Origin of the sequence: Lentibacillus jeotgali (assembly GCF_000224785.1) — a bacterium.
GTDB lineage: Bacteria > Bacillota > Bacilli > Bacillales > Amphibacillaceae > Lentibacillus > Lentibacillus jeotgali.
Map to the genome: position 1 here is coordinate 249934 of NZ_AGAV01000015.1, position 18688 is coordinate 268621.

Genomic DNA, 18688 nt, shown 5'->3' on the forward strand with positions numbered 1-18688 from the left:
GAGGATATATACGTAAATGTTCCCTTTTCATTATAGCATTGTGAAAGAATAATCAGAAATAAAAAGCATCAGCCCGTTCTGATGCTGTGGTTTGCGCAACCGCCATAAAAAACTGTCAAACAGTTTCGTTGACACATTCATAAGGTATAGCGATCCAGGTACAAAGAACTATTTATGTATCGAATTTTTGGAAAATTAGTTACATTGTAGTATGTACAGCATGCCCTGGAGGCTCTAATCTAGTATAGAGAGGCTTTATTAATAGATTTGGAAGGAGGCAAAAGTCATGTAAACATGATGGTTTTGCTTAATTTTAACCCTGCGACAAATGTCATGAAACTATTAACGCTGAGGGGAGGGCTGTAATATAAAAAATTGGTGGATATGTTTATTTGTTGTTATGGCGATATTGACCATACCGTTGACACAGGCCCATGCAGACGACAAAAATGCCCGAAATGTCACCATTAAAGTGATGACATACAACATTCATGCAGGCATTGGCAGTGACGGTAACTATGATATTGACCGGATTGCCGATGTAATCGAAGCGTCAGATGCTGATGTCATCGGTTTACAGGAAGTTGATAAGAACTGGGGCTACCGCAGCAATTTCGAAGACGGGCTTCAAAAGCTTGCCGAAAAGTTGGATATGCATGCCTTTATGGCCCCGATTTATAATCAGGACCCCATCAATGAAGGTGATCCAAGACGGAAGTATGGCGTAGCGGTTCTAAGCAAATATCCAATTATTGATTCAGCCAACCGCGCGATCACAAGGCTTTCAACCCAGGATGCCAATCCGGAACCGACGCCTGCACCGGGGTTTGCTGAAACAGTAATTAATGCCAAGGGGGCTATGTTTTCATTTTATGTTACACATTTGGATTATCGCGGTGACCCTTACGTCCGCGAAATGCAGGTGAACGATATGCTAGATATTATCCCGGCCGACAGTAATGCGATACTTACCGGGGATATGAACGCTGGGCCGGATGCGCCTGAGCTTTCGCCTCTTTTTAGCCGATTTAATGATGCATGGGCTGAAAGCGGAGAGGGTGAGGGCTATACGTATTTGGCTTCCTCCCCAAGTAAACGCATTGACTACATCCTGACATCACAGGGGCTGGGTGTCTCAAATGCCAAGGTCATTGACACGCTGGCATCCGATCATTTGCCTGTTGTAACAGATGTGACACTGAAACGCGGCAATGGCAGATAAACGCTTTTAAACTATGACTATAGGAGTGAATGCTTTGCTGAAACGACGATTGTTTTCAATACTATCATTCATGCTTATTTTCCTGCTATGTTTCCCTGCTTCAGCATTTGGCAAGGGCTGGGACGATCCAACAAGGCCAGGCTGGGGCAACGGTGAAAAAGCGAAACACGGTTGGATTATCAGCAAAATGAACCACATGACGCTGGAAGAGAAAATCGGCCAGTTATTTATTATCCACATGTATGGACAGACCCCCACAGATCCCAACTATGAAGAGACCAACCTGAACAATAATCGCGGCGCTAAAAACTTTAAAGAAGCAATTGAAAAATATCATATCGGCGGTGTCATTTATTTTAATTGGACGGATAACATCGGCAATCCGGCTGATGTTGAACAGGTTAACGCCCTGTCAAATGGTCTGCAGGAGATCGCCATGGATCAGCGGATGCCGATTCCGTTATTCATTGCGACCGACCAGGAAGGCGGCATTGTTCAGCGGCTGACAAGTCCCGGAACGGTTTTCCCGGGAAATATGGCGCTTGGGGCTACCCGATCAACCGATTTGGCTGGTGAGTCTGCAGGGATTATTGGAACCGAGTTAAGCAGTCTTGGCATAAACATGAATTTTGCCCCTGTGGCAGATGTCAATGTTAATCCGGAAAACCCGGTCATAGGTGTCCGGTCGTTCGGAGAGGACCCCGACCTTGTTTCGGATATGGCTGTTTCTCAGGTACAGGCTTATCAGGACCAAAAAGTTATTCCGACAGCCAAACATTTCCCGGGACATGGTGATACGAATGTTGACTCACACTATGGTCTGCCGATCATCAATCATGACCTTGAAACATTGCACAATGTTGATTTGAAGCCATTCAAGGCAGCAATTGACGCTGGTATTGAGGCGATCATGACGGCACACATTGTCGTTCCGGCACTTGATGACTCAGGGCTGCCGGCAACATTGTCGAAACCGATTATAACTGATCTTTTGCGCGAAGAAATGGGCTATGACGGACTGATCGTAACGGACAGCCTCGGCATGTCTGGAGCAAACGTGGTGGAGCCTGAGCGCGTGCCGGTTGAAGCATTTAAGGCCGGAAACGATATTTTACTGAACCCGCCTGATGTCGAGCAGTCATACAATGCGATGCTTGAAGCGGTTGAAAGTGGTGAGATCAGTGAAGAGCGCGTTGACGAATCCGTTTACCGCATTTTGAAGGCCAAGATGGAAAAAGGCTTATTCGGTGATCCGAAAACTGATCCTGATGCGGTCGAAAACATTGGCACTGACGAAAACCTGGCCAAAGCGGATGAAATTGCCAATAAGAGCATTACCATGGTGAAAAATGAGAACAACTTGATGCCGCTGCAGGATAATCAGGATATTCTGATTACCGGCCCGTCCCTCGGTAAGCCGTCCTACCTTGCCGATCAGATGGCAGGCAAAGGCTACAATGTCACAGATTATGCAACCAATACAAGTCCGACGCAAGAGGAAATTGATGAAGCAACTCTAAAGGCACAGAACGCTGATAAAGTGGTGGTTACAACGTATACGGCAAATACCAACACGGCTCAACAGCAACTGGTTTCAGCATTGCAGAGTACAGGCAAGGATGTCGTTGTTGCGGCTATCCGGAATCCTTATGATCTGATGAAGTTCCCTGACGTGGAAGGTTATCTGACCACTTACGGCAACAGAGATGTATCAGTAGAAGCACTTGCCAGAGTTCTGAGCGGTGACGTGAATCCGCAGGGCAAGCTGCCGGTTACTATTCCAGATCTGTACGAATATGGTCACCATCTTGGTTATTAAAGGTGGCGACAGTAGTTTCAATATAGAAGCAAATTACTCAGCAAAATAAAAACAGGAGGCATTCACAATGAAAAAATGGATGGTCATGCTAGCAGCCGGCATCATGACATTAGCAACATTGTCTGTCGTTATGGCAGATTCCCCGGGAAATGGTAAAGGGCCACCTGATGGTGTTCCGCCAGGTCATGACACAGACGTCAAGCTTGGTATTGATGTATTGCTGGAAGACGAAATTGATATGCTGGAGGGCAAAAATGTCGGTCTTATTACCAATCCGACCGGTGTTGACCAGCAATTAAACAGCATTGTGGATACCCTGCACAATCACGATGATGTCAATCTTGTCTCACTGTATGGACCGGAGCATGGTGTCCGGGGCAGTGCGCAGGCAGGGGAGTATGTTGAGTTTTATATCGACGAAAAAACCGGGCTGCCTGTCTACAGTCTTTATGGTGAAACGCGCAAGCCGACACCGGAAATGCTTGAAGGCGTTGATACATTGCAGTTTGATATTCAGGATGTTGGGACACGCTTCTACACGTATATTTATACGATGGCGTACGCGATGGAAGCTGCAGCCGAAAATGACATTGAGTTTGTTGTTCTTGATCGACCGAACCCGCTTGGCGGTGAAAAAGTGGAAGGCCCGGTACTGAAACCTGAGTACTCATCGTTTGTCGGGGTGTACCCGATTCCACTAAGACACGGCATGACTGTCGGTGAACTGGCCAAGCTGTTCAATGAGGAGTTTGATATTGGTGCTGATCTGGAAGTGGTTGAGATGGAAGGCTGGAACCGTTCGATGACATATGACGAGACGGGACTTGAGTTCGTTATGCCATCACCGAATATGCCGACCCTTGATACAGCAAGTGTTTACCCGGGGGCAGCATTAATCGAAGGCACAAATGTCTCAGAGGGACGCGGTACAACGAAACCGTTTGAATTGATTGGCGCACCGTTCATCGACAGCACGGAACTTGCGGCCAATTTAAACGATCAGGAGCTTGACGGTGTTCAGTTCAGAGCTGCATCGTTTACACCGCAGTTTTCAAAGCACAGCGGTGAATTGTCCCATGGCATCGAGATTCATGTGAAAGACAAAGAAGTATATGAACCAATTGAAACAGGTGTTACCATCGTGAAAACAATCCATGACATGTATCCGGAAGATTTTGCTTTCCGGGAAGAAAACAGTCAGGGCATTTCTTTCTTTGACAACCTGATCGGTAATGGCTGGGTCCGGGACAAAATTGAAAACGGTGCCTCAGTTGATGAAATCGTCAGTACATGGCAGCCGGAGCTCGACGAATTTAAAGAGACACGAGAGGACTACTTGCTTTATGAAGGGGGCAAAAAACGGGGGCCACCATGGGAATAGCCAAAACAAAAGCACTTCCGCAATTACTTGCGGGAGTGCTTTATACGTTCATAACAAGGCTCACGCTGTGTTACGGATTGACAGATCCTCTAATTTCACCTATAATGAATGATAGTCAGTCATTTAGATGGAGGATATAGGATTGGACAATAAAAAAGAGGCAATTATTCAATCAGCAATCAATGTGTTTCGTGAAAAAGGTATTGATAAGGCGACGGTTTCAGATATCGTTAAAGGTGCCGGAATCGCGCAGGGAACCTTTTATTTATATTTTTCATCCAAATTATCGGTTATGCTTTCAATTGCAGAAGTGATGACCGAAAAGATATTGAAGGAAATTCAGGAAAATGTTTATGACGATCAGCCGTTTGAGCGAAAGTTGGAATTAGTCATTGACATCGTGTTTAATTTGACGAAGGAGTACAGGGACGTGTTCGCGCTGACTTATGCGGGACTTGCTTCAACTGAGTATATGCAGGAATGGGAGATCATTTATGAATCCTACTATGCATGGTTCAGTGGCCAGCTTGAATCGGCTCAAGCAGACGGTGTCATCCGTAATTCTCTGAATCCAAAGCGCACCGCCGAGATTTTGATAGGTTTGATTGAAGATGCAGCAGAGCAGACCTATATGTACAGTCATCAAAATGACAGGAAAGCTGAATTGAAGAAAAAAGAAGTATTGAATTTTGCCGGACATGCGCTGGGGATTTAACTCAGTGTCATGTCCTTTCTTACACAGCAATGACTGATAATCAGTCATTATGAGGGGGCGTTCTGAATGAATAAATCATGGGTCTATCTTGTTCTTGTATGCTTGTTAGAGTTGTGCTGGGTGTTTGGCTTTAATGTGGCTTCCAGCTGGTGGCACTGGGGGCTTATTGCACTGGTGGTCTGGCTCGATTTGGAATGCCTCAGAAAGGCTTGTGAGGCACTGCCAACCGGTACAGTTTACGCCATTTTTGCTGCGGCAGGCACGACCGGTACCGTATTAATGGATGTGTTTTTATTTAACGGCAGCATCAATGTCGCAAAAATGTTTTTCATTATGCTTTTGGTTGTCGGTGTAATCGGTCTGAAACTTGCCGATCGCCAGGATGACAAACGTATGGAAGGAGGCTCTCACTGATGGGATGGGTATTTATTTTATTGGCATCGATGTTTGAAATGATTGGGGTGGTTGGGCTGAAATTGTCCAGCCGGCAGAAATCTATGAAAAATAGTGTGCTGTATCTCGGCGGGTTTTGTACGTCTGTTGCTATGCTGTATCAGGCTTTTGCGTATTTGCCTGTGAGTGTGGCTTATGCGGTCTGGGTTGGCATTGGGACAGCTGGTGCAGTAATTGTGAACATGATCTTCTTTGGTGAGTCGAGAAGTCTCTCACGGGTTGTGAGCTTGTCGGCCATTATTGTTGGCGTGATCGGGCTACGGGCGATTTCGTAATACTTTGCCGTGGAAACCTCAGTGTAAAGACACGCAAAGGGTCTCCTTGTGGTAATCATGTTGTTCATACTGAAGAAAGCTGGACAGCTCTTAAGAAGCGGTCCGGCTTTCTTGGTATCATGCTCAACTAGTGCCGTTTATTGAGCCAAAGCACACCGGATTTAGCCAGGCGCGGAATGTAGCCGACCATTGATTGTGACATCATTTCACCGAAGCCTTCTGAGCTTCCGAGTGATCCGAGGGTACCTTTTAATTTGAGTTTACCGGGCTTCTTCGGCTTTTTCCCTTTAAGTATGGCACCGAGAACTTCAGCAATCTGCTCTCCCTGCTGCCGGGCAAGCTGTGCGCTCGGGGAGTGTTCAGAGGAGGCACAGTCACCAACAACATAGATATGCTGTTGTTCCGGCACCTGATAAAAGTCATTGACGATAATTTTTTCCTGGTCATCCTGCTCAAGTGGGAGTTCGCGTACCAGGTAATTCGGTCTCACTCCTGCCGTCCAGATAGTGACATCGTTTACGTAACAAACACCATTGTCACAGACGCCATCTTTTTCCACATATTCAACGTTGGCACCATGAATCACACCTACGTCATTTTTCATAAACCAATTCTCAACGTAGTTCTGGATTTTTGTATCAAATGCTTTTAGAACGGATTGTCCGCGGTCAAGCAGACGAATGTTCAAATCAGGACGGCTTTCACGGACTTCAGCTGCGACTTCAATGCCACTCAGCCCTGCGCCAACAATGGTAACTTTTCCATAAGCAGGGAGGTTGCCGATCGACATTCCGGCGCTGCGTGCCCTGTTGAAGGTCTGAACACTTTCGGTAAATTCACCAGCGCCTTCAACACCGTGGTAATTGTCCTCGCATCCCAGCGCTATGATCAAATAGTCATAAGGAACCGATTCACTTCTTTCCTGCAAAACAATCTGTTGTTCATCGATATCAATTTTGGTGATTTCAGCGAACACGTAGCTCACTTTATCATGCTCTGGAAAGTCCATGCGCACATCTTTATCAGCTGATGTGCCAGCTGCTATCGTATAGAATTCGGTTTTAATTGAGTGGTATGGATTACGGTCAATCACTGTAATATGCAGGTCTTCAGGCAGATCGTGCTCAATCAGGTTCTGCAGGATATTAACACCGCCATATCCACCGCCAAGGATCACTAAATTTTTCATTTCTAAAACTCCTTAACTATCTATAAGTGCTCTTACTGTTAAGATTACCAAATGTCGCCATGGAAAACTAGGAAAAGATAGGAATTGTTATTTTTTCGCATATAACTGCGCCTAAATGGCGATTCGTTCAACTAACAATCAGCAGGAAAAAAACCTCCGGCTGATTGAAGTTTCACTTTCCCCGCATGTAATGGACAGTAACCCACCAAAGAACGGTGGCTAACTGTCCCTAAAAGCCCGATTCGTTCAACTAACAATCAGCAGGAAAAAAACCTCCCGCTGATTGAAGTTTCACTTTGAGCAATTATGGAATTACTATCATGAGGCACTTGAGCGCGGTGGAGAGACCCCGCATGTGCTTGAAAAAGCGTTCTCCTGGCATGCGAATTTTGCCAAGTATGGCACGATGCAGGAACGCTTACCGGAAATGGTTTAAAAATAAAGGGATTTGCACTGCTCATGAATGTCTATATACAGAAAAAACCACGCTAGGGGCGTGGTTTTTTCTTATGGTTATTTATTAAGCACTTTTTTCATCGCATTGATTCTGCCGGCATGGTTACCATAATGGAATGCGGCTACCGCTGCGAGTTCGCCATAGGTCTGTGCGCCCAAAACCATTTTAGGCAGTTTTTCATCAAATTTTTCAGAAGGAATTTGCTTAATCCGCTTCAATTGGTTATTCAATTGTTCTGCAAGCTCATCAGCGCTCGGGACATCTTCAGGCCAGTCCGCCGGCTTGGAGCCATTGCCGAAAAGATTCTTATAACGCTCCGGAAGGTTTTCGGTGTTATCCGGAAATCCAAATAGAAATTGTTCATTCGTTGTCAGCACATGGCCAATATGCCAATGGATTGTATTATGGAATCCCTCAGGCTGCTCGTCAAGCTGCTTCTCGCTTACGTCCTTAATTTCATTCATGAATGCGTTGTGTGTAATGCCGAATTGCGAAATAATTAAATTGTTCATTATAAAACCTCGCTTCTTATCATATTTAATTCTACTATAACAATTATCACCCCGATCCCTAAACTATAAGGCTTGACTAAAATACTTGACGAATATTAGACAAAAGTTTATTATATAAACAAATGTTTAAAAGAGGTAAGCAAACATGAATCAAAATGAACAAAGGCTTATACAGCTGATCAAAAAAGATCCATATATTTCACAGCAAAAGTTAGCGGAAGTGCTGGAGCTTTCCCGGTCATCTGTTGCCAATCTGATCTCAGGACTTATGAAACAAGGCTACATTCGCGGAAAAGCTTATGTGCTGAATGAGATGGAGGAAGTCATCTGTATCGGCGGTGCGAATGTCGATCGGAAATTCTATGCTGATGAGGCTTTGCAGCAGGGCACGTCCAACCCGGTTACCTCAACACAGACTGCCGGTGGTGTTGCTCGCAATATCGCCGAAAACCTTGGCCGGCTTGACATAAATGCCAAATTGCTGACTGTCGGCGGCAAAGACAAGGACTGGGATTACATTGCCGACGCATCTGCTCCCTACATGAACCTTGAGGATGTGACGCAATTTACCGAAGCAACAACCGGTTCGTATACCGCTGTTTTGAATAGCTCAGGAGACTTGATCTATGGGCTGGCTGATATGGATATATTTGAGCTTATGACGCCGGAATGGCTGCAGGTCCATTCGCCTGTTCTATTGCAGGCCAAATGCATTCTGGTCGATTTAAATTGTCCAAAGGAAACGTTGGCCTTTTTGTCCCAATTAGCCAAGTACCATCGGATAGCGCTCATATTGGTAACGGTATCCGCCCCGAAGATGGCACGTCTGCCTGAAGATTTGAACGGTGTGGCATGGCTGATCACGAATCGGGATGAATCTGAGGCGTATTTCAATGGCAGTTTTTCATTGCGTGATTTGGCAGCAAAATGGCTTGAACTCGGAATCAGCAATGTGATTATCACCAACGGCAAAGAAGGTGCGGTAATCGGTACCGAAAAAGATGGCATAAACCATATTCCGGCGGTTGAAACAAAGAAAGTCGTCGATGTGACCGGAGCGGGGGACGCGTTTTCAGCAGCGGTTGTCTTTGCCTGGATGCAGGGTAATGCGCCTGTTGATATCGCCCGGGCAGGGGTTGTCAATGCAACCAAGACCTTACTGTCCCCCAGCACCGTTCGCCCTGATTTAACAGCAGCACAACTACACGAAGATTTGGAGGAACTGTCATGAAGCAATATTTAGCATTATCAGAAGAAGTCAGAGAAGCGAAGGAACAGGGGAAACCAGTTGTCGCACTTGAATCCACAATTATTTCGCACGGGATGCCATACCCAAAAAATGTGGAAACAGCACGTGCAGTCGAACAGATTATTCGCGACCATGGTGCAGTGCCAGCAACAATAGCCATTATAGATGGACAAATTAAAATCGGGTTGAGTGATACAGAACTGGAAGATTTTGGCCAGTCGGAGGGTATTGCTAAAGTTTCCCGGCGTGATTTGCCGTATTTGGTCGCAACCGGGCAAAAAGGTGCCACAACAGTGGCTGCAACGATGATTTGTGCGGACCTTGCTGGCATTTCTATCTTTGTCACAGGTGGCATCGGCGGTGTCCACCGGGGAGCTGAAACATCGATGGATATTTCAGCTGACCTGGAAGAACTGGCAAAAACAAATGTAGCGGTCGTTTGTGCCGGCGCTAAATCAATTCTTGACCTCGGTTTGACGATGGAGTATTTGGAAACAAAAGGAGTGCCGGTAATTGGTTATGAAACGGATGTATTACCGGCCTTCTATACTCGGACAAGTGAGTTCCCGGTCAATTTCCGGGCAGATGATTCGGAAACAGTGGCCAGTACGCTTAGCACAAAATGGAATCTCGGTCTTTCCGGCGGTGCTGTGATTGCCAATCCGATTCCGGAATCACATGCCATGGCCGAGACAGAGATTGCAGCGGTCATTGACCAGGCGCTGACAGAGGCGGAAGCAAACAACATCAACGGAAAAGATGTCACACCATTTTTGCTGGCCAAAGTCGAGGAACTGACCGGCGGTGAAAGTCTTGATGCCAATATCGCCTTGGTAAAACATAACGCATATGTCGGCGCGGACATTGCCGTCAAGCTGGGAGACAAATTGAACTAAACCTGTTAAACACATGGGATAGCTTCCCATGTGTTTATTTTTTGACTTGGTGAATGAAACACGGTATATTAGTTACATAAAGTAACTAAATAACATTAAAATAGTTACATATTTTCTATAACAAAGGGAGGGATAAGGAAGGAATTACACAGAACAACTCGGGTAAGCTAGGTGATGACAACATGGGATTTTTCGATAAACATTTTTCAAAAAGACAGCAAAGGAGACACAAACAATGGCAAACGTGAAATTAGCAATCGTTTATTACAGTTCAACAGGTACCAATTATCAGATGGCCCAATGGGCTGAAAAGGCTGCAAAAGAGGCCGGTGCTGAAACGAAGCTGGTAAAAGTGCCTGAACTTGCACCGGAAGAAGCCATCGTATCCAATCCAGCATGGAAAGAACATTATGAAGCAACGAAGGACGTGCCTGAAGCAACGTCAGACGATGTTGAGTGGGCAGACGCGATTATCTTCAGTATGCCGACCCGCTTTGGAAACCTCCCAGCCCAAATGAAGAATTTCCTTGATACACAGGGTGGACTGTGGGCAGCAGGCAAAACCATTAATAAAGTCGTCAGCGGCATGACCTCCGCACAAAATCCGCACGGCGGTCAGGAAGCGACACTGCTTTCATTATATACGTCCATGATGCACTGGGGCGCTGTTATTGCAACACCTGGTTACTCAGATGATTCAATCTTTGCCAGCGGCGGCAACCCTTATGGTGCCAGTGTTTCCGTCGATCAGGACGGCAACATGGTGGAAGATGTTGAAGGTGCAGTTAAGCATCAGACACGCCGCACAATCGATGTAGCGTCCCGCATTGTAGCAGGCAGCTAATATGGCTGATTGAAAAAAGCCGCAGTTCTCGTTTTGAGCTGCGGCTTTTTTACGTTAAAGGTTGTCTTTCTGGCAAGATGCTAAAGTTCACACTGCTTTCGCTAAAGTTCACAGTATATTTGCTAAAGTTCACAGTATATTTGCTAAAGTTCACAATTTAAGCAGTTGGTATAAGCAAAAAAGCCTGGCAATCGCCAAGGCTTTTTTGATCCGATAAACTATTCCATCAGTTCGCTGACGATTTCATATGAGCGGACACGGGCTTTGTGGTCATAGATTTGCGAGTTGATGATCATTTCGTCAGCCCCTGTTTCTTCAAGCAGCTTTTCCAGTCCCTGCTTCACCGCTTCTTTCGTGCCGATCAATGTGTATGGTGAACTATTTGACTGTTCCACGACAGCCTTTTCCATTTCTGACCAGACCTCATCAGGGTTTTTAATCGGCGGCTGCAGCTTCTCTGGTTGTCCGCGACGGATGCTGAGTGTTTGCTCCTGCTGGGTTGTGGCCAAGTATTTGGCTTCATCTTCCGTATCGGCAGCAATCACATTGACACCAATCATCGCATATGGCTTATCAAGAATGTCGGACGGTGCAAAATGCTCGCGGTACATATTTAGAGCCGCAACGGTATTGTCTGGTGCAAAATGGCTCGCAAATGAGAATGGCAGTCCCTTTTGTGCTGACATCTGCGCACTGAACCCGCTGGAGCCGAGCAACCAGATCGGGATTCTGAGTCCTTCGCCTGGCACACTGTGTACCGGTGCGGTTCCGGCGAAGTAATTTTCCAGTTCCTCCACCTGCATTGGATAATCCTCAACCCGTTGATTCAATGTGCGTCTTAGGGCATATGCGGTCGCCTGGTCGGTGCCGGGTGCACGGCCTAAGCCAAGGTCGATGCGGCCTGGATACAGTGTTTCCAACGTTCCAAACTGCTCAGCGATAATGAGTGATGCATGGTTTGGCAGCATGACACCGCCTGAACCTACGCGCATCTCATCAGTTGCGCCGGCAATATGTCCGATCAATACTGATGTGGCCGAACTGGCAATGCCCGGCATATTATGATGCTCTGCCAACCAGTAGCGGTTGAACCCGAATTTTTCTGTGTTCTGTGCCAAATTGACACTGTTTTTGAATGACTGTTCGGGAGTACTGCCCTCCAGAATAGGGGCAAGATCCAAAACAGACAGTGGAATATTGTTAAATGTTTTGCGCTGCATTAAACTCACTCCTTAAGAAACATGATACGACCTGAAATTCTGGAGCGCCAATATTTTGCCCATTGATTTGGAAATAACTCTTGATCCGCCAATTGGTTTGTTATTGAAAAGACTACCCAGATTGATATTTTTTAAAATGCGATTTGGGGTTGGGTCATATACAGTTGAACTAAACATACATTGGTAATAGTTTGTAAAATAAGAAAGAGGTGAAACGTTATCAGTACCCAGCCTCATGAATATGTGCGAGCAACGTTTCAGGCGGTTACCGACGCTTTGTTGCCATCAGTCCAAACCGGGTACGGAACGCCTTTTAACAATATGGATTTGGGTGTTCATGATTATATCATTTATAGTCTTGATCACAGCATTTCCATTCAGCAGCAGCTCCATCATCATATTGTTCCGCTTGCATATCCCACAGCCTCGATGTTGAATATTGCCGCAATGCAGCTTGTGTATTCACAGCACGCTCAAGCCTCTCCGCAAAGCATGGTTTCCAGCGGAGGCATGTTTTCGCATCTTTCCCGGACAGATCGAATCCTGACGTTATCGGCACTGGAAAACCTTGAGATCGATCTTTACGTATTGCCATCGCCTTTTCACAATAATGCCGGGATGGTCAAATATGTGACCGATGCTGTAAACCGTTTTTCGTTATTCGGGTATTATTCTGAATGGCCGGCTTATGGCTCGACACGTTTATGCCCGCCGGGTGACCGCCAGCTTGAATTTTTTCCGTTGACGTGGCAGCAAGTTGGCTATCCAGGTGTGTCACTTGGTTATCGCGATTTCCGTGGCTTTTTAATAACAATGGCAGAGGTGAGGACATGAAGAGAGATCCTGATGTAATTGTGATTGGTGCGGGTGGTGGCGGGCCGGTTATTGCAAAAGAGCTTGGCGAATTAGGTATCAGTGTGCTGGTGCTTGAAGCCGGCCCGTGGTATGGTAATAAAAAGTGGCCCGAACCAAATGAAAACCGTGGTGCAGCCAAAGAAAGCTCGGACCCGGGGGATTTGGATGGTTCACTTTACCGCCGTCAGCTGACACGACTCGAAAATGATATGGATGACCAGGTCAGCGGCAAATTTCGTTGGGGCGCGGCTGACCGGAGACGAACCCCGTGGTACCGAAACATCCCTGATCCGGCGTTATTATGGCAGAGCGCTGGAATTGGCGGTTCGACACTGCATTACTATGCCAACTCGCTGCGTGCTTTTCCCGAAGTGATTGATAATGAATGGCCGATTAATTACAGTGACCTTGTTCCTTATTATGAAAAAGTTGAGGCGACATTGCCTGTTGAATTTGCACCGACGACATCGAAAGAAGCACTGTTTTACTATGGGGCAGATAAGGCCGGCTTTTCATTGAATCAGACACTGGATGTCACAAGCAGCGGTTATCGTCCACAGCCAAATGCCATTTTGCCGCCAAATGAGCATTTAATGGATCCAAACTATTCGTTGGAAGAATTAAGCCACATGGAAGGATGCACATTAAGCGGGCATTGCGGCCAGGGGTGTCCGTATGGGCCAGCATTGGACAAAATGGCAAAACGTTCAACAACAGTCAGCTATGTCCCGCTTGCGATGAAGACCGGAAATGTGACGTTCAGACCGAACACGTTTGTAACAAAGGTATTGACCGATTATAATACCAGTGGAAACAGGCAGGCATCAGGAGTCCAGATCCGGGATACGTGGACAGGTGAAACCGAAGAATTACGCGCCAAAGTCGTTGTGATGGCGGCCGGCTGTGTAGAAACGCCACGCCTATGGCTGAACTCTGATTTGCCGTATAATCCCTGGGTGGGCCGCGGTTTGACAAATCATTACATGGATATGGTAACAGGCACATTTGATGAAGAGACGTTAATGGGAATTTTAGGTAGTCCGTCGACAAATCCATTTGCCGGACATACGTCAGGGGCGCGCCTTGATTATCCCGGACTTGGCATGATTGAAAATATTGGGGAAAGTCCCGGCATGTCAGCACAGCTGCTATTCGGGTTTAGTCAGTATGGCTATAATTGTATTCGTCAGCATGAAGGTGACCTGTGGGATCAGCAAGGAAGACTTGTTGGCAGTGAACTGGAAAAGGCTATGGAGGACTATAGCCGAACACTCACGCTATCGGCGATTACAGATGACGAAGTACAATTTCATAATAGAGTTGAGCTTGATCCGCATATTCAGGATGAGCATGGTGCAGTGCCACGCGTCCACTATGAGCCAAGTAAAAAATCGAAAAAGAGACGCGAGCAATTAACCAGGATTGCTACCGATATTTTACGGAAAGCTGGTGCCAAAAAAGTTCACCGATCGAACCTGCCAGCTAATTACTACATCCACTTGCAAAGCACGATGCGGATGGGGTTTGTTGTTGATACATCATGTGAAGCTTATCAGGTGGGGCGACTCTATGTTGCAGATAACAGCGCCGATTTTGATGCGCTTGGCGGGCCTAATCCGACATTGACAACGCAGGCGCTCGCAACCAGAACAGCGGAACTATTGGCTTCGAAGTATTTTTAGTTTAATAAGGGTGCCTCAATGCAGTTATTTGAGGCCTCAGTTTTTTCATAAAGGGTTCGGATCTACCGGAGTCTATCGAAAATGCTGTAGATCGAATTAAAAGGTTCTTTTCTAGATATTGTTGTTTTTTATGTAGTTGATGTAAACTGCGACATAGTGAAAATTTCAATAAAGAATGGTCCTATCATTCTGATTATCGATAAGTGCTTTGAGACGCTCCGGCAATATACTTCGCTTTCCATGGGCACGGCCTCAGCCTCCTCGAAAAGCAAAGATCGCTTTTCTGCGGGGTCTTCGGACACGTGCTTTTCCCATAGGAGTCTTCGTATATTGCCTCCGCTGAGAATTGCTTACTGTAGTTTTATTCGATTATGGCGAAAAAAGAAACGTTAGTAACGATTTAAACCAGCAGCTGGAATATACTCGCTTTCCGTGGGCTCGTGGTGAGCCCACGGAAAGCGAGTATATTCCAGCTGCGTCGCCAGAAAGCTTACCTAAATGCTCTAATAAGACTTTACGTCGCAGTTTATGGATATTGTGTCAAAAACAACAACTCTTAAAAGTAATTGTTCCAGAGAAATAGCATACACGATCAACCGTTCCATTTGCTACATTGCTGTGCATGCCGTATTATAGTACAATAGAACATTGGATGTATGGAAATGAGGGATATACATGAGTAAAAAGTCCATTTACGGATTGACATATGAACAGCTGCAAAACTGGCTCACCAACCATGGACAGCGGCGTTTCCGGGTTGATCAGGTGTGGAATTGGCTATATAAAAAGCGTATCAGTCAATTTGCGGATATGAAGAATGTGAATAAAGAGACGATTGCACTGTTGGAAGAGAACTTTCTTTTGCACACGACAAAAGAAGAGCTCAGGCAGGAATCTGAGGATGGTACGATTAAGTACTTGTTCAGGCTGTCGGACGGTAATCTGGTGGAAACAGTGTTAATGCGCTTTAATTATGGCCTATCGGTTTGTGTGACGACCCAGGTCGGCTGTAATATCGGGTGTTCGTTTTGCGCCAGCGGGCTCCTTCGTAAAAACCGTGATCTGAAAAGCGGTGAAATCGTTGAGCAGATTATGAATGTGCAAAAGGATATGGATGTGAAAGGCAGCGACGAGCGCGTCAGCCATATCGTTGTCATGGGAATCGGCGAGCCTTTTGATAATTTCAATAACCTGATGGATTTCATCAATGTTGTTAACGATGATGCGGGGCTGAATATTGGAGCCAGACATATCACAGTGTCAACGAGCGGGCTTGCCCACAAAATATATGATTGGGCTGACACTGGTACACAGGTTAATCTGGCTATATCGCTGCACGCACCGAACAATGAATTGCGTACATCGATCATGAAAATCAATCGTGCCTTTCCGATTGAAAAATTGATGAAAGCTGTCGATTATTACCTCGAGCACGTGAATCGGCGTGTCACATATGAGTATATTATGCTGAAAGATGTCAATGATCATAAGGAAGACGCTGAAGAGCTGATTGAACTACTGTCAGATAAGCGCCACTTATCATATGTGAACCTGATTCCATATAACACAGTCAGTGAGCATGATCAATATCAGCGTAGTGATTCATCGACCATCCAAGCCTTCTATGAAACATTAAAGGAAAGTGGTCTTAATTGTGGTGTCCGCTGGGAGAATGGTGCAGATATTGACGCTGCGTGTGGACAGCTCAGAAGTAAACAGGTTAAAAAAGAAAATGTCGGATAAGATATATACGTCCCGTTTTGGGGGCGTTTTTTTATGAAGAAATGAATACCTTCATGAATTGCTTTTTAATCTCAGATTGCTTGCATAATGAAGATAAATTAAATTCCGATTTATTGTAAAAGTTTTACAATATACAATTGTGTGTACATGTATTCAAAAAGTACACATTTAGTTTGCAATCCAGTTTTCTTGTAAACAAAACAGCACACATACTGTCATTACAATGTGTGCAAAATTAGTAAACAAGTATACAGAAAAGAACACATGTAAGCGAAAAAGAATACGAAAAAAGTCTGATTGCTTATTTTAACTAAAAGGCTTATTCTATTAGTAGAGATGATTTAATAGAAGCGTGATAAAAAGCCTCTATTATGTTAAATCAATTTTAAGGAGGAGAAACAATATGAAAGATTCACGAGTTGCTGCAGTTGATGTCGGAAATGATGCAGTCAAGGCAAATTTCGGGAAGATGGACAATTCCTATTACATACCAAATGTGATTGCACGGGATATGGAGGATAGACCGGTGATCGGCATTGAAGATTTAGATGAAAAGGAACCGATTGATAACTTGCATATTCGCGTTCATTCCCCTGCCTTGGAGGAGAACAATGCCGTTTATCGTGTCGGGACACTGGCAACAAAAACGAACAACTCAACTGAACTTGATCAGGGGAGCAGTAAATCAGAGGAAGACCAGACATTGGTGATGCTATTTGCTTCAATCGCCCTGGATGCTGTTAGCAATACTTCTTTTAAACAGGGTAAAAAAGACGTGATTGATGCAAATTATACATTAGGCACCGGCCTCCCGTTGAGGGAAGTCAAAGAAGGCAAAGATGTTGGCTACCGTTCCCAGCTGCTCGGTTCGGTTCACCAGGTGGAATTTCTGGTAACACCTCAATATCAAGGGAAAAAAGTGAACATCAAGTTTGATGAAGTGAAAGTATATCCGGAAGGCTTTGCAGCATATGTCAATCTGATTATGGATAATAACCTGAACGTGATCAACCAGGAGTTGATCGATAAACAGATTTTGATTCAGGATATCGGCGGTCTTTCAACCGACATCGCTGTTATCCGCAACCGGAATGTTGATGATGATAAAGCACAAGGCTTCCCGTTGGGGGTTGCTGAATCACTCGAGGAAATTCGTGACGAGATTCGGACAAGACATGGTGTCGAGCTAGACAGCCGCCGCGACGTGGTTGATATCATTACCCGTAAAAATGACCGCCATCACATTATGGTCCGTGGCAGCCGGACAAACATTCACGATATCACTGACCGGATTCTGCTGGAACTGGCTAAGAAGGAATACCGCAACCTGCGCAATGTCTGGCAGAAAAATTCACAGTCGGAAATCTGCTACTTTGTCGGCGGCGGGTCTGCTGTATTAAAAGATTATATCAAAGCACTCAATAACAAACTGGATGGCTTTAACATTGATTTCTTTGAGGATGAAAAGGAAAGTATCTGGATGATGGCCAATGCCTATTACAAACTGATTATGGATTATGTGAATAAAAACACGCAGGCAGAAGCAAAGGAAAAAGCCGCCTCAGAGAAAAAGTAGGGTGATACCATGCAAGGGTCAAAGAAAAATATCGAACGCGGCCAGTCGATTACATTTCGTGTTCCTTCCGATACACCGGATTATCTGTTAAAACAGCTGCAGAAACTGAAAGAAACCGAACGCCGCAATTTTTCCAGCCAGATAGCACAATTTGTCCTGAAAGGTGTCAATGAGACCTATACACGCGAGCGAGAAACAGTGACGATTCCACTCCCGCGGCAGCTGACCAAAGAGCAGAAGAGCTGGCTGAAGCATGAGCATTCGGAGGCGCTGATTGGCACAATTGTCTATCAGCTGCTGCAGGATCCTCTTCGGGCAACATCAATCCTGTCCACATTGAACGGTAATCAGCCGATAGAGCCTGAGCCACCTTTGGCTGAGCCAGAAGTCGAGGAAGAGCCCGTAGAATCGCTGCCTGTGAAGAAGAAGCCTGATTTGGATGCGGTAGATCTTAACAATTTAGGCGATTTGCATGAGACCGATGAAGCAGAAACGGAAGAGCCTGAAGAAGATCCGCTGGCCGACTTTTTCTCCAAAATGAATAAATGAACGGTTAAACTAAACTGCCCTGATTAATAAGAGGGCAGTTTTTTCTTTGAT

General features: G+C 45.5%; 17 protein-coding genes. 14 read left to right on the forward strand and 3 right to left on the reverse strand.

The window, feature by feature from the left end; translation table 11 throughout:
• Nucleotides 1–400 precede the first annotated feature (400 nt).
• The 6 genes from ON01_RS12720 to ON01_RS12745 all read left to right on the forward strand — a co-directional run bounded on the left by ON01_RS12720 (nt 401) and on the right by ON01_RS12745 (nt 5865).
• On the forward strand, nt 401–1222 hold the full coding sequence (locus ON01_RS12720) for an endonuclease/exonuclease/phosphatase family protein (RefSeq protein WP_010531436.1): 822 nt from the start codon (nt 401–403) through the stop codon (nt 1220–1222).
• Between the two features lie 25 nt (nt 1223–1247).
• The gene (locus tag ON01_RS12725; protein ID WP_425357506.1) at nt 1248–3041 is read left to right on the forward strand and encodes a glycoside hydrolase family 3 protein; all 1794 of its coding nucleotides are present in this window, start codon (nt 1248–1250) and stop codon (nt 3039–3041) included.
• Nucleotides 3042–3108: 67 nt separating this feature from the next.
• Nucleotides 3109–4422 (forward strand): exo-beta-N-acetylmuramidase NamZ family protein, encoded by a 1314-nt coding sequence (locus ON01_RS12730; RefSeq protein WP_010531438.1) that lies wholly within the window; start codon nt 3109–3111, stop codon nt 4420–4422.
• Nucleotides 4423–4564: 142 nt separating this feature from the next.
• Nucleotides 4565–5137 (forward strand): TetR/AcrR family transcriptional regulator, encoded by a 573-nt coding sequence (locus tag ON01_RS12735; RefSeq protein ID WP_010531439.1) that lies wholly within the window; start codon nt 4565–4567, stop codon nt 5135–5137.
• 66 nt (nt 5138–5203) lie between these two features.
• Nucleotides 5204–5551 carry a DMT family transporter gene (locus ON01_RS12740; protein WP_010531440.1) on the forward strand — a complete coding sequence of 116 codons (348 nt, stop codon included), beginning with the start codon at nt 5204–5206 and terminating at the stop codon, nt 5549–5551.
• Nucleotides 5551–5865 (forward strand): DMT family transporter, encoded by a 315-nt coding sequence (locus ON01_RS12745; RefSeq protein ID WP_010531441.1) that lies wholly within the window; start codon nt 5551–5553, stop codon nt 5863–5865. The genes ON01_RS12740 and ON01_RS12745 overlap by 1 nt, the downstream gene beginning before the upstream one ends.
• Nucleotides 5866–5992: 127 nt before the next feature.
• Here the strand turns inward: ON01_RS12745 and ON01_RS12750 are convergent, their stop codons facing one another.
• Both ON01_RS12750 and ON01_RS12755 read right to left on the reverse strand, forming a co-directional pair.
• Entirely contained in the window at nt 5993–7054 is a 1062-nt protein-coding gene (locus ON01_RS12750; protein ID WP_010531442.1) for an NAD(P)/FAD-dependent oxidoreductase, read from the reverse strand.
• 513 nt (nt 7055–7567) lie between these two features.
• Nucleotides 7568–8023, reverse strand: a complete 456-nt coding sequence (locus ON01_RS12755; protein WP_010531444.1) for a DinB family protein — start codon at nt 8021–8023, stop codon at nt 7568–7570.
• 145 nt (nt 8024–8168) lie between these two features.
• Between ON01_RS12755 and ON01_RS12760 the strand changes: the two genes are divergently transcribed.
• From ON01_RS12760 to wrbA, 3 genes are all read left to right on the forward strand, one after another.
• Nucleotides 8169–9254: a carbohydrate kinase gene (locus ON01_RS12760; protein ID WP_010531445.1), complete on the forward strand. Its 1086-nt coding sequence runs from the start codon at nt 8169–8171 to the stop codon at nt 9252–9254.
• On the forward strand, nt 9251–10168 hold the full coding sequence (locus ON01_RS12765; protein WP_010531446.1) for a pseudouridine-5'-phosphate glycosidase: 918 nt from the start codon (nt 9251–9253) through the stop codon (nt 10166–10168). Before ON01_RS12760 ends, ON01_RS12765 begins: the two co-directional genes overlap by 4 nt.
• A 235-nt stretch (nt 10169–10403) precedes the next feature.
• Nucleotides 10404–11012 (forward strand): NAD(P)H:quinone oxidoreductase, encoded by a 609-nt coding sequence (gene wrbA, locus ON01_RS12770; protein WP_010531447.1) that lies wholly within the window; start codon nt 10404–10406, stop codon nt 11010–11012.
• Between the two features lie 218 nt (nt 11013–11230).
• On the opposite strand, the gene ON01_RS12775 is transcribed toward wrbA, so the two are convergent.
• Nucleotides 11231–12232 carry an LLM class flavin-dependent oxidoreductase gene (locus ON01_RS12775; RefSeq protein WP_010531448.1) on the reverse strand — a complete coding sequence of 334 codons (1002 nt, stop codon included), beginning with the start codon at nt 12230–12232 and terminating at the stop codon, nt 11231–11233.
• Nucleotides 12233–12508: 276 nt separating this feature from the next.
• Here ON01_RS12775 and ON01_RS12780 point away from each other — a divergent pair, with 276 nt between their 5' ends.
• From ON01_RS12780 to ON01_RS12800, 5 genes are all read left to right on the forward strand, one after another.
• Nucleotides 12509–13066 (forward strand): hypothetical protein, encoded by a 558-nt coding sequence (locus ON01_RS12780; protein WP_010531449.1) that lies wholly within the window; start codon nt 12509–12511, stop codon nt 13064–13066.
• Nucleotides 13063–14769: a GMC family oxidoreductase N-terminal domain-containing protein gene (locus ON01_RS12785; protein ID WP_010531450.1), complete on the forward strand. Its 1707-nt coding sequence runs from the start codon at nt 13063–13065 to the stop codon at nt 14767–14769. The genes ON01_RS12780 and ON01_RS12785 overlap by 4 nt, the downstream gene beginning before the upstream one ends.
• A 675-nt stretch (nt 14770–15444) precedes the next feature.
• Nucleotides 15445–16512 (forward strand): dual-specificity RNA methyltransferase RlmN, encoded by a 1068-nt coding sequence (gene rlmN / locus ON01_RS12790; RefSeq protein WP_010531451.1) that lies wholly within the window; start codon nt 15445–15447, stop codon nt 16510–16512.
• 403 nt (nt 16513–16915) lie between these two features.
• Nucleotides 16916–18088 (forward strand): ParM/StbA family protein, encoded by a 1173-nt coding sequence (locus ON01_RS12795; protein ID WP_010531452.1) that lies wholly within the window; start codon nt 16916–16918, stop codon nt 18086–18088.
• A gap of 9 nt (nt 18089–18097) precedes the next feature.
• Nucleotides 18098–18637 carry a hypothetical protein gene (locus ON01_RS12800; RefSeq protein WP_010531453.1) on the forward strand — a complete coding sequence of 180 codons (540 nt, stop codon included), beginning with the start codon at nt 18098–18100 and terminating at the stop codon, nt 18635–18637.
• The last annotated feature ends 51 nt before the right edge of the window (nt 18638–18688 follow it).

What these genes read in the sequence shown, in the direction of transcription:
- ON01_RS12740 (WP_010531440.1), top strand. Translation starts at nt 5,204, where the DNA reads ATGAATAAATCATGGGTCTATCTTGTTCTTGTATGCTTGTTAGAGTTG.
- ON01_RS12760 (WP_010531445.1), top strand. Translation starts at nt 8,169, where the DNA reads ATGAATCAAAATGAACAAAGGCTTATACAGCTGATCAAAAAAGATCCA.
- ON01_RS12765 (WP_010531446.1), top strand. Translation starts at nt 9,251, where the DNA reads ATGAAGCAATATTTAGCATTATCAGAAGAAGTCAGAGAAGCGAAGGAA.
- ON01_RS12775 (WP_010531448.1), bottom strand. Translation starts at nt 12,232, where the DNA reads ATGCAGCGCAAAACATTTAACAATATTCCACTGTCTGTTTTGGATCTT.
- ON01_RS12800 (WP_010531453.1), top strand. Translation starts at nt 18,098, where the DNA reads ATGCAAGGGTCAAAGAAAAATATCGAACGCGGCCAGTCGATTACATTT.
- wrbA (WP_010531447.1), top strand. Translation starts at nt 10,404, where the DNA reads ATGGCAAACGTGAAATTAGCAATCGTTTATTACAGTTCAACAGGTACC.
- ON01_RS12785 (WP_010531450.1), top strand. Translation starts at nt 13,063, where the DNA reads ATGAAGAGAGATCCTGATGTAATTGTGATTGGTGCGGGTGGTGGCGGG.
- ON01_RS12720 (WP_010531436.1), top strand. Translation starts at nt 401, where the DNA reads ATGGCGATATTGACCATACCGTTGACACAGGCCCATGCAGACGACAAA.
- ON01_RS12745 (WP_010531441.1), top strand. Translation starts at nt 5,551, where the DNA reads ATGGGATGGGTATTTATTTTATTGGCATCGATGTTTGAAATGATTGGG.
- rlmN (WP_010531451.1), top strand. Translation starts at nt 15,445, where the DNA reads ATGAGTAAAAAGTCCATTTACGGATTGACATATGAACAGCTGCAAAAC.
- ON01_RS12730 (WP_010531438.1), top strand. Translation starts at nt 3,109, where the DNA reads ATGAAAAAATGGATGGTCATGCTAGCAGCCGGCATCATGACATTAGCA.
- ON01_RS12755 (WP_010531444.1), bottom strand. Translation starts at nt 8,023, where the DNA reads ATGAACAATTTAATTATTTCGCAATTCGGCATTACACACAACGCATTC.
- ON01_RS12795 (WP_010531452.1), top strand. Translation starts at nt 16,916, where the DNA reads ATGAAAGATTCACGAGTTGCTGCAGTTGATGTCGGAAATGATGCAGTC.
- ON01_RS12750 (WP_010531442.1), bottom strand. Translation starts at nt 7,054, where the DNA reads ATGAAAAATTTAGTGATCCTTGGCGGTGGATATGGCGGTGTTAATATC.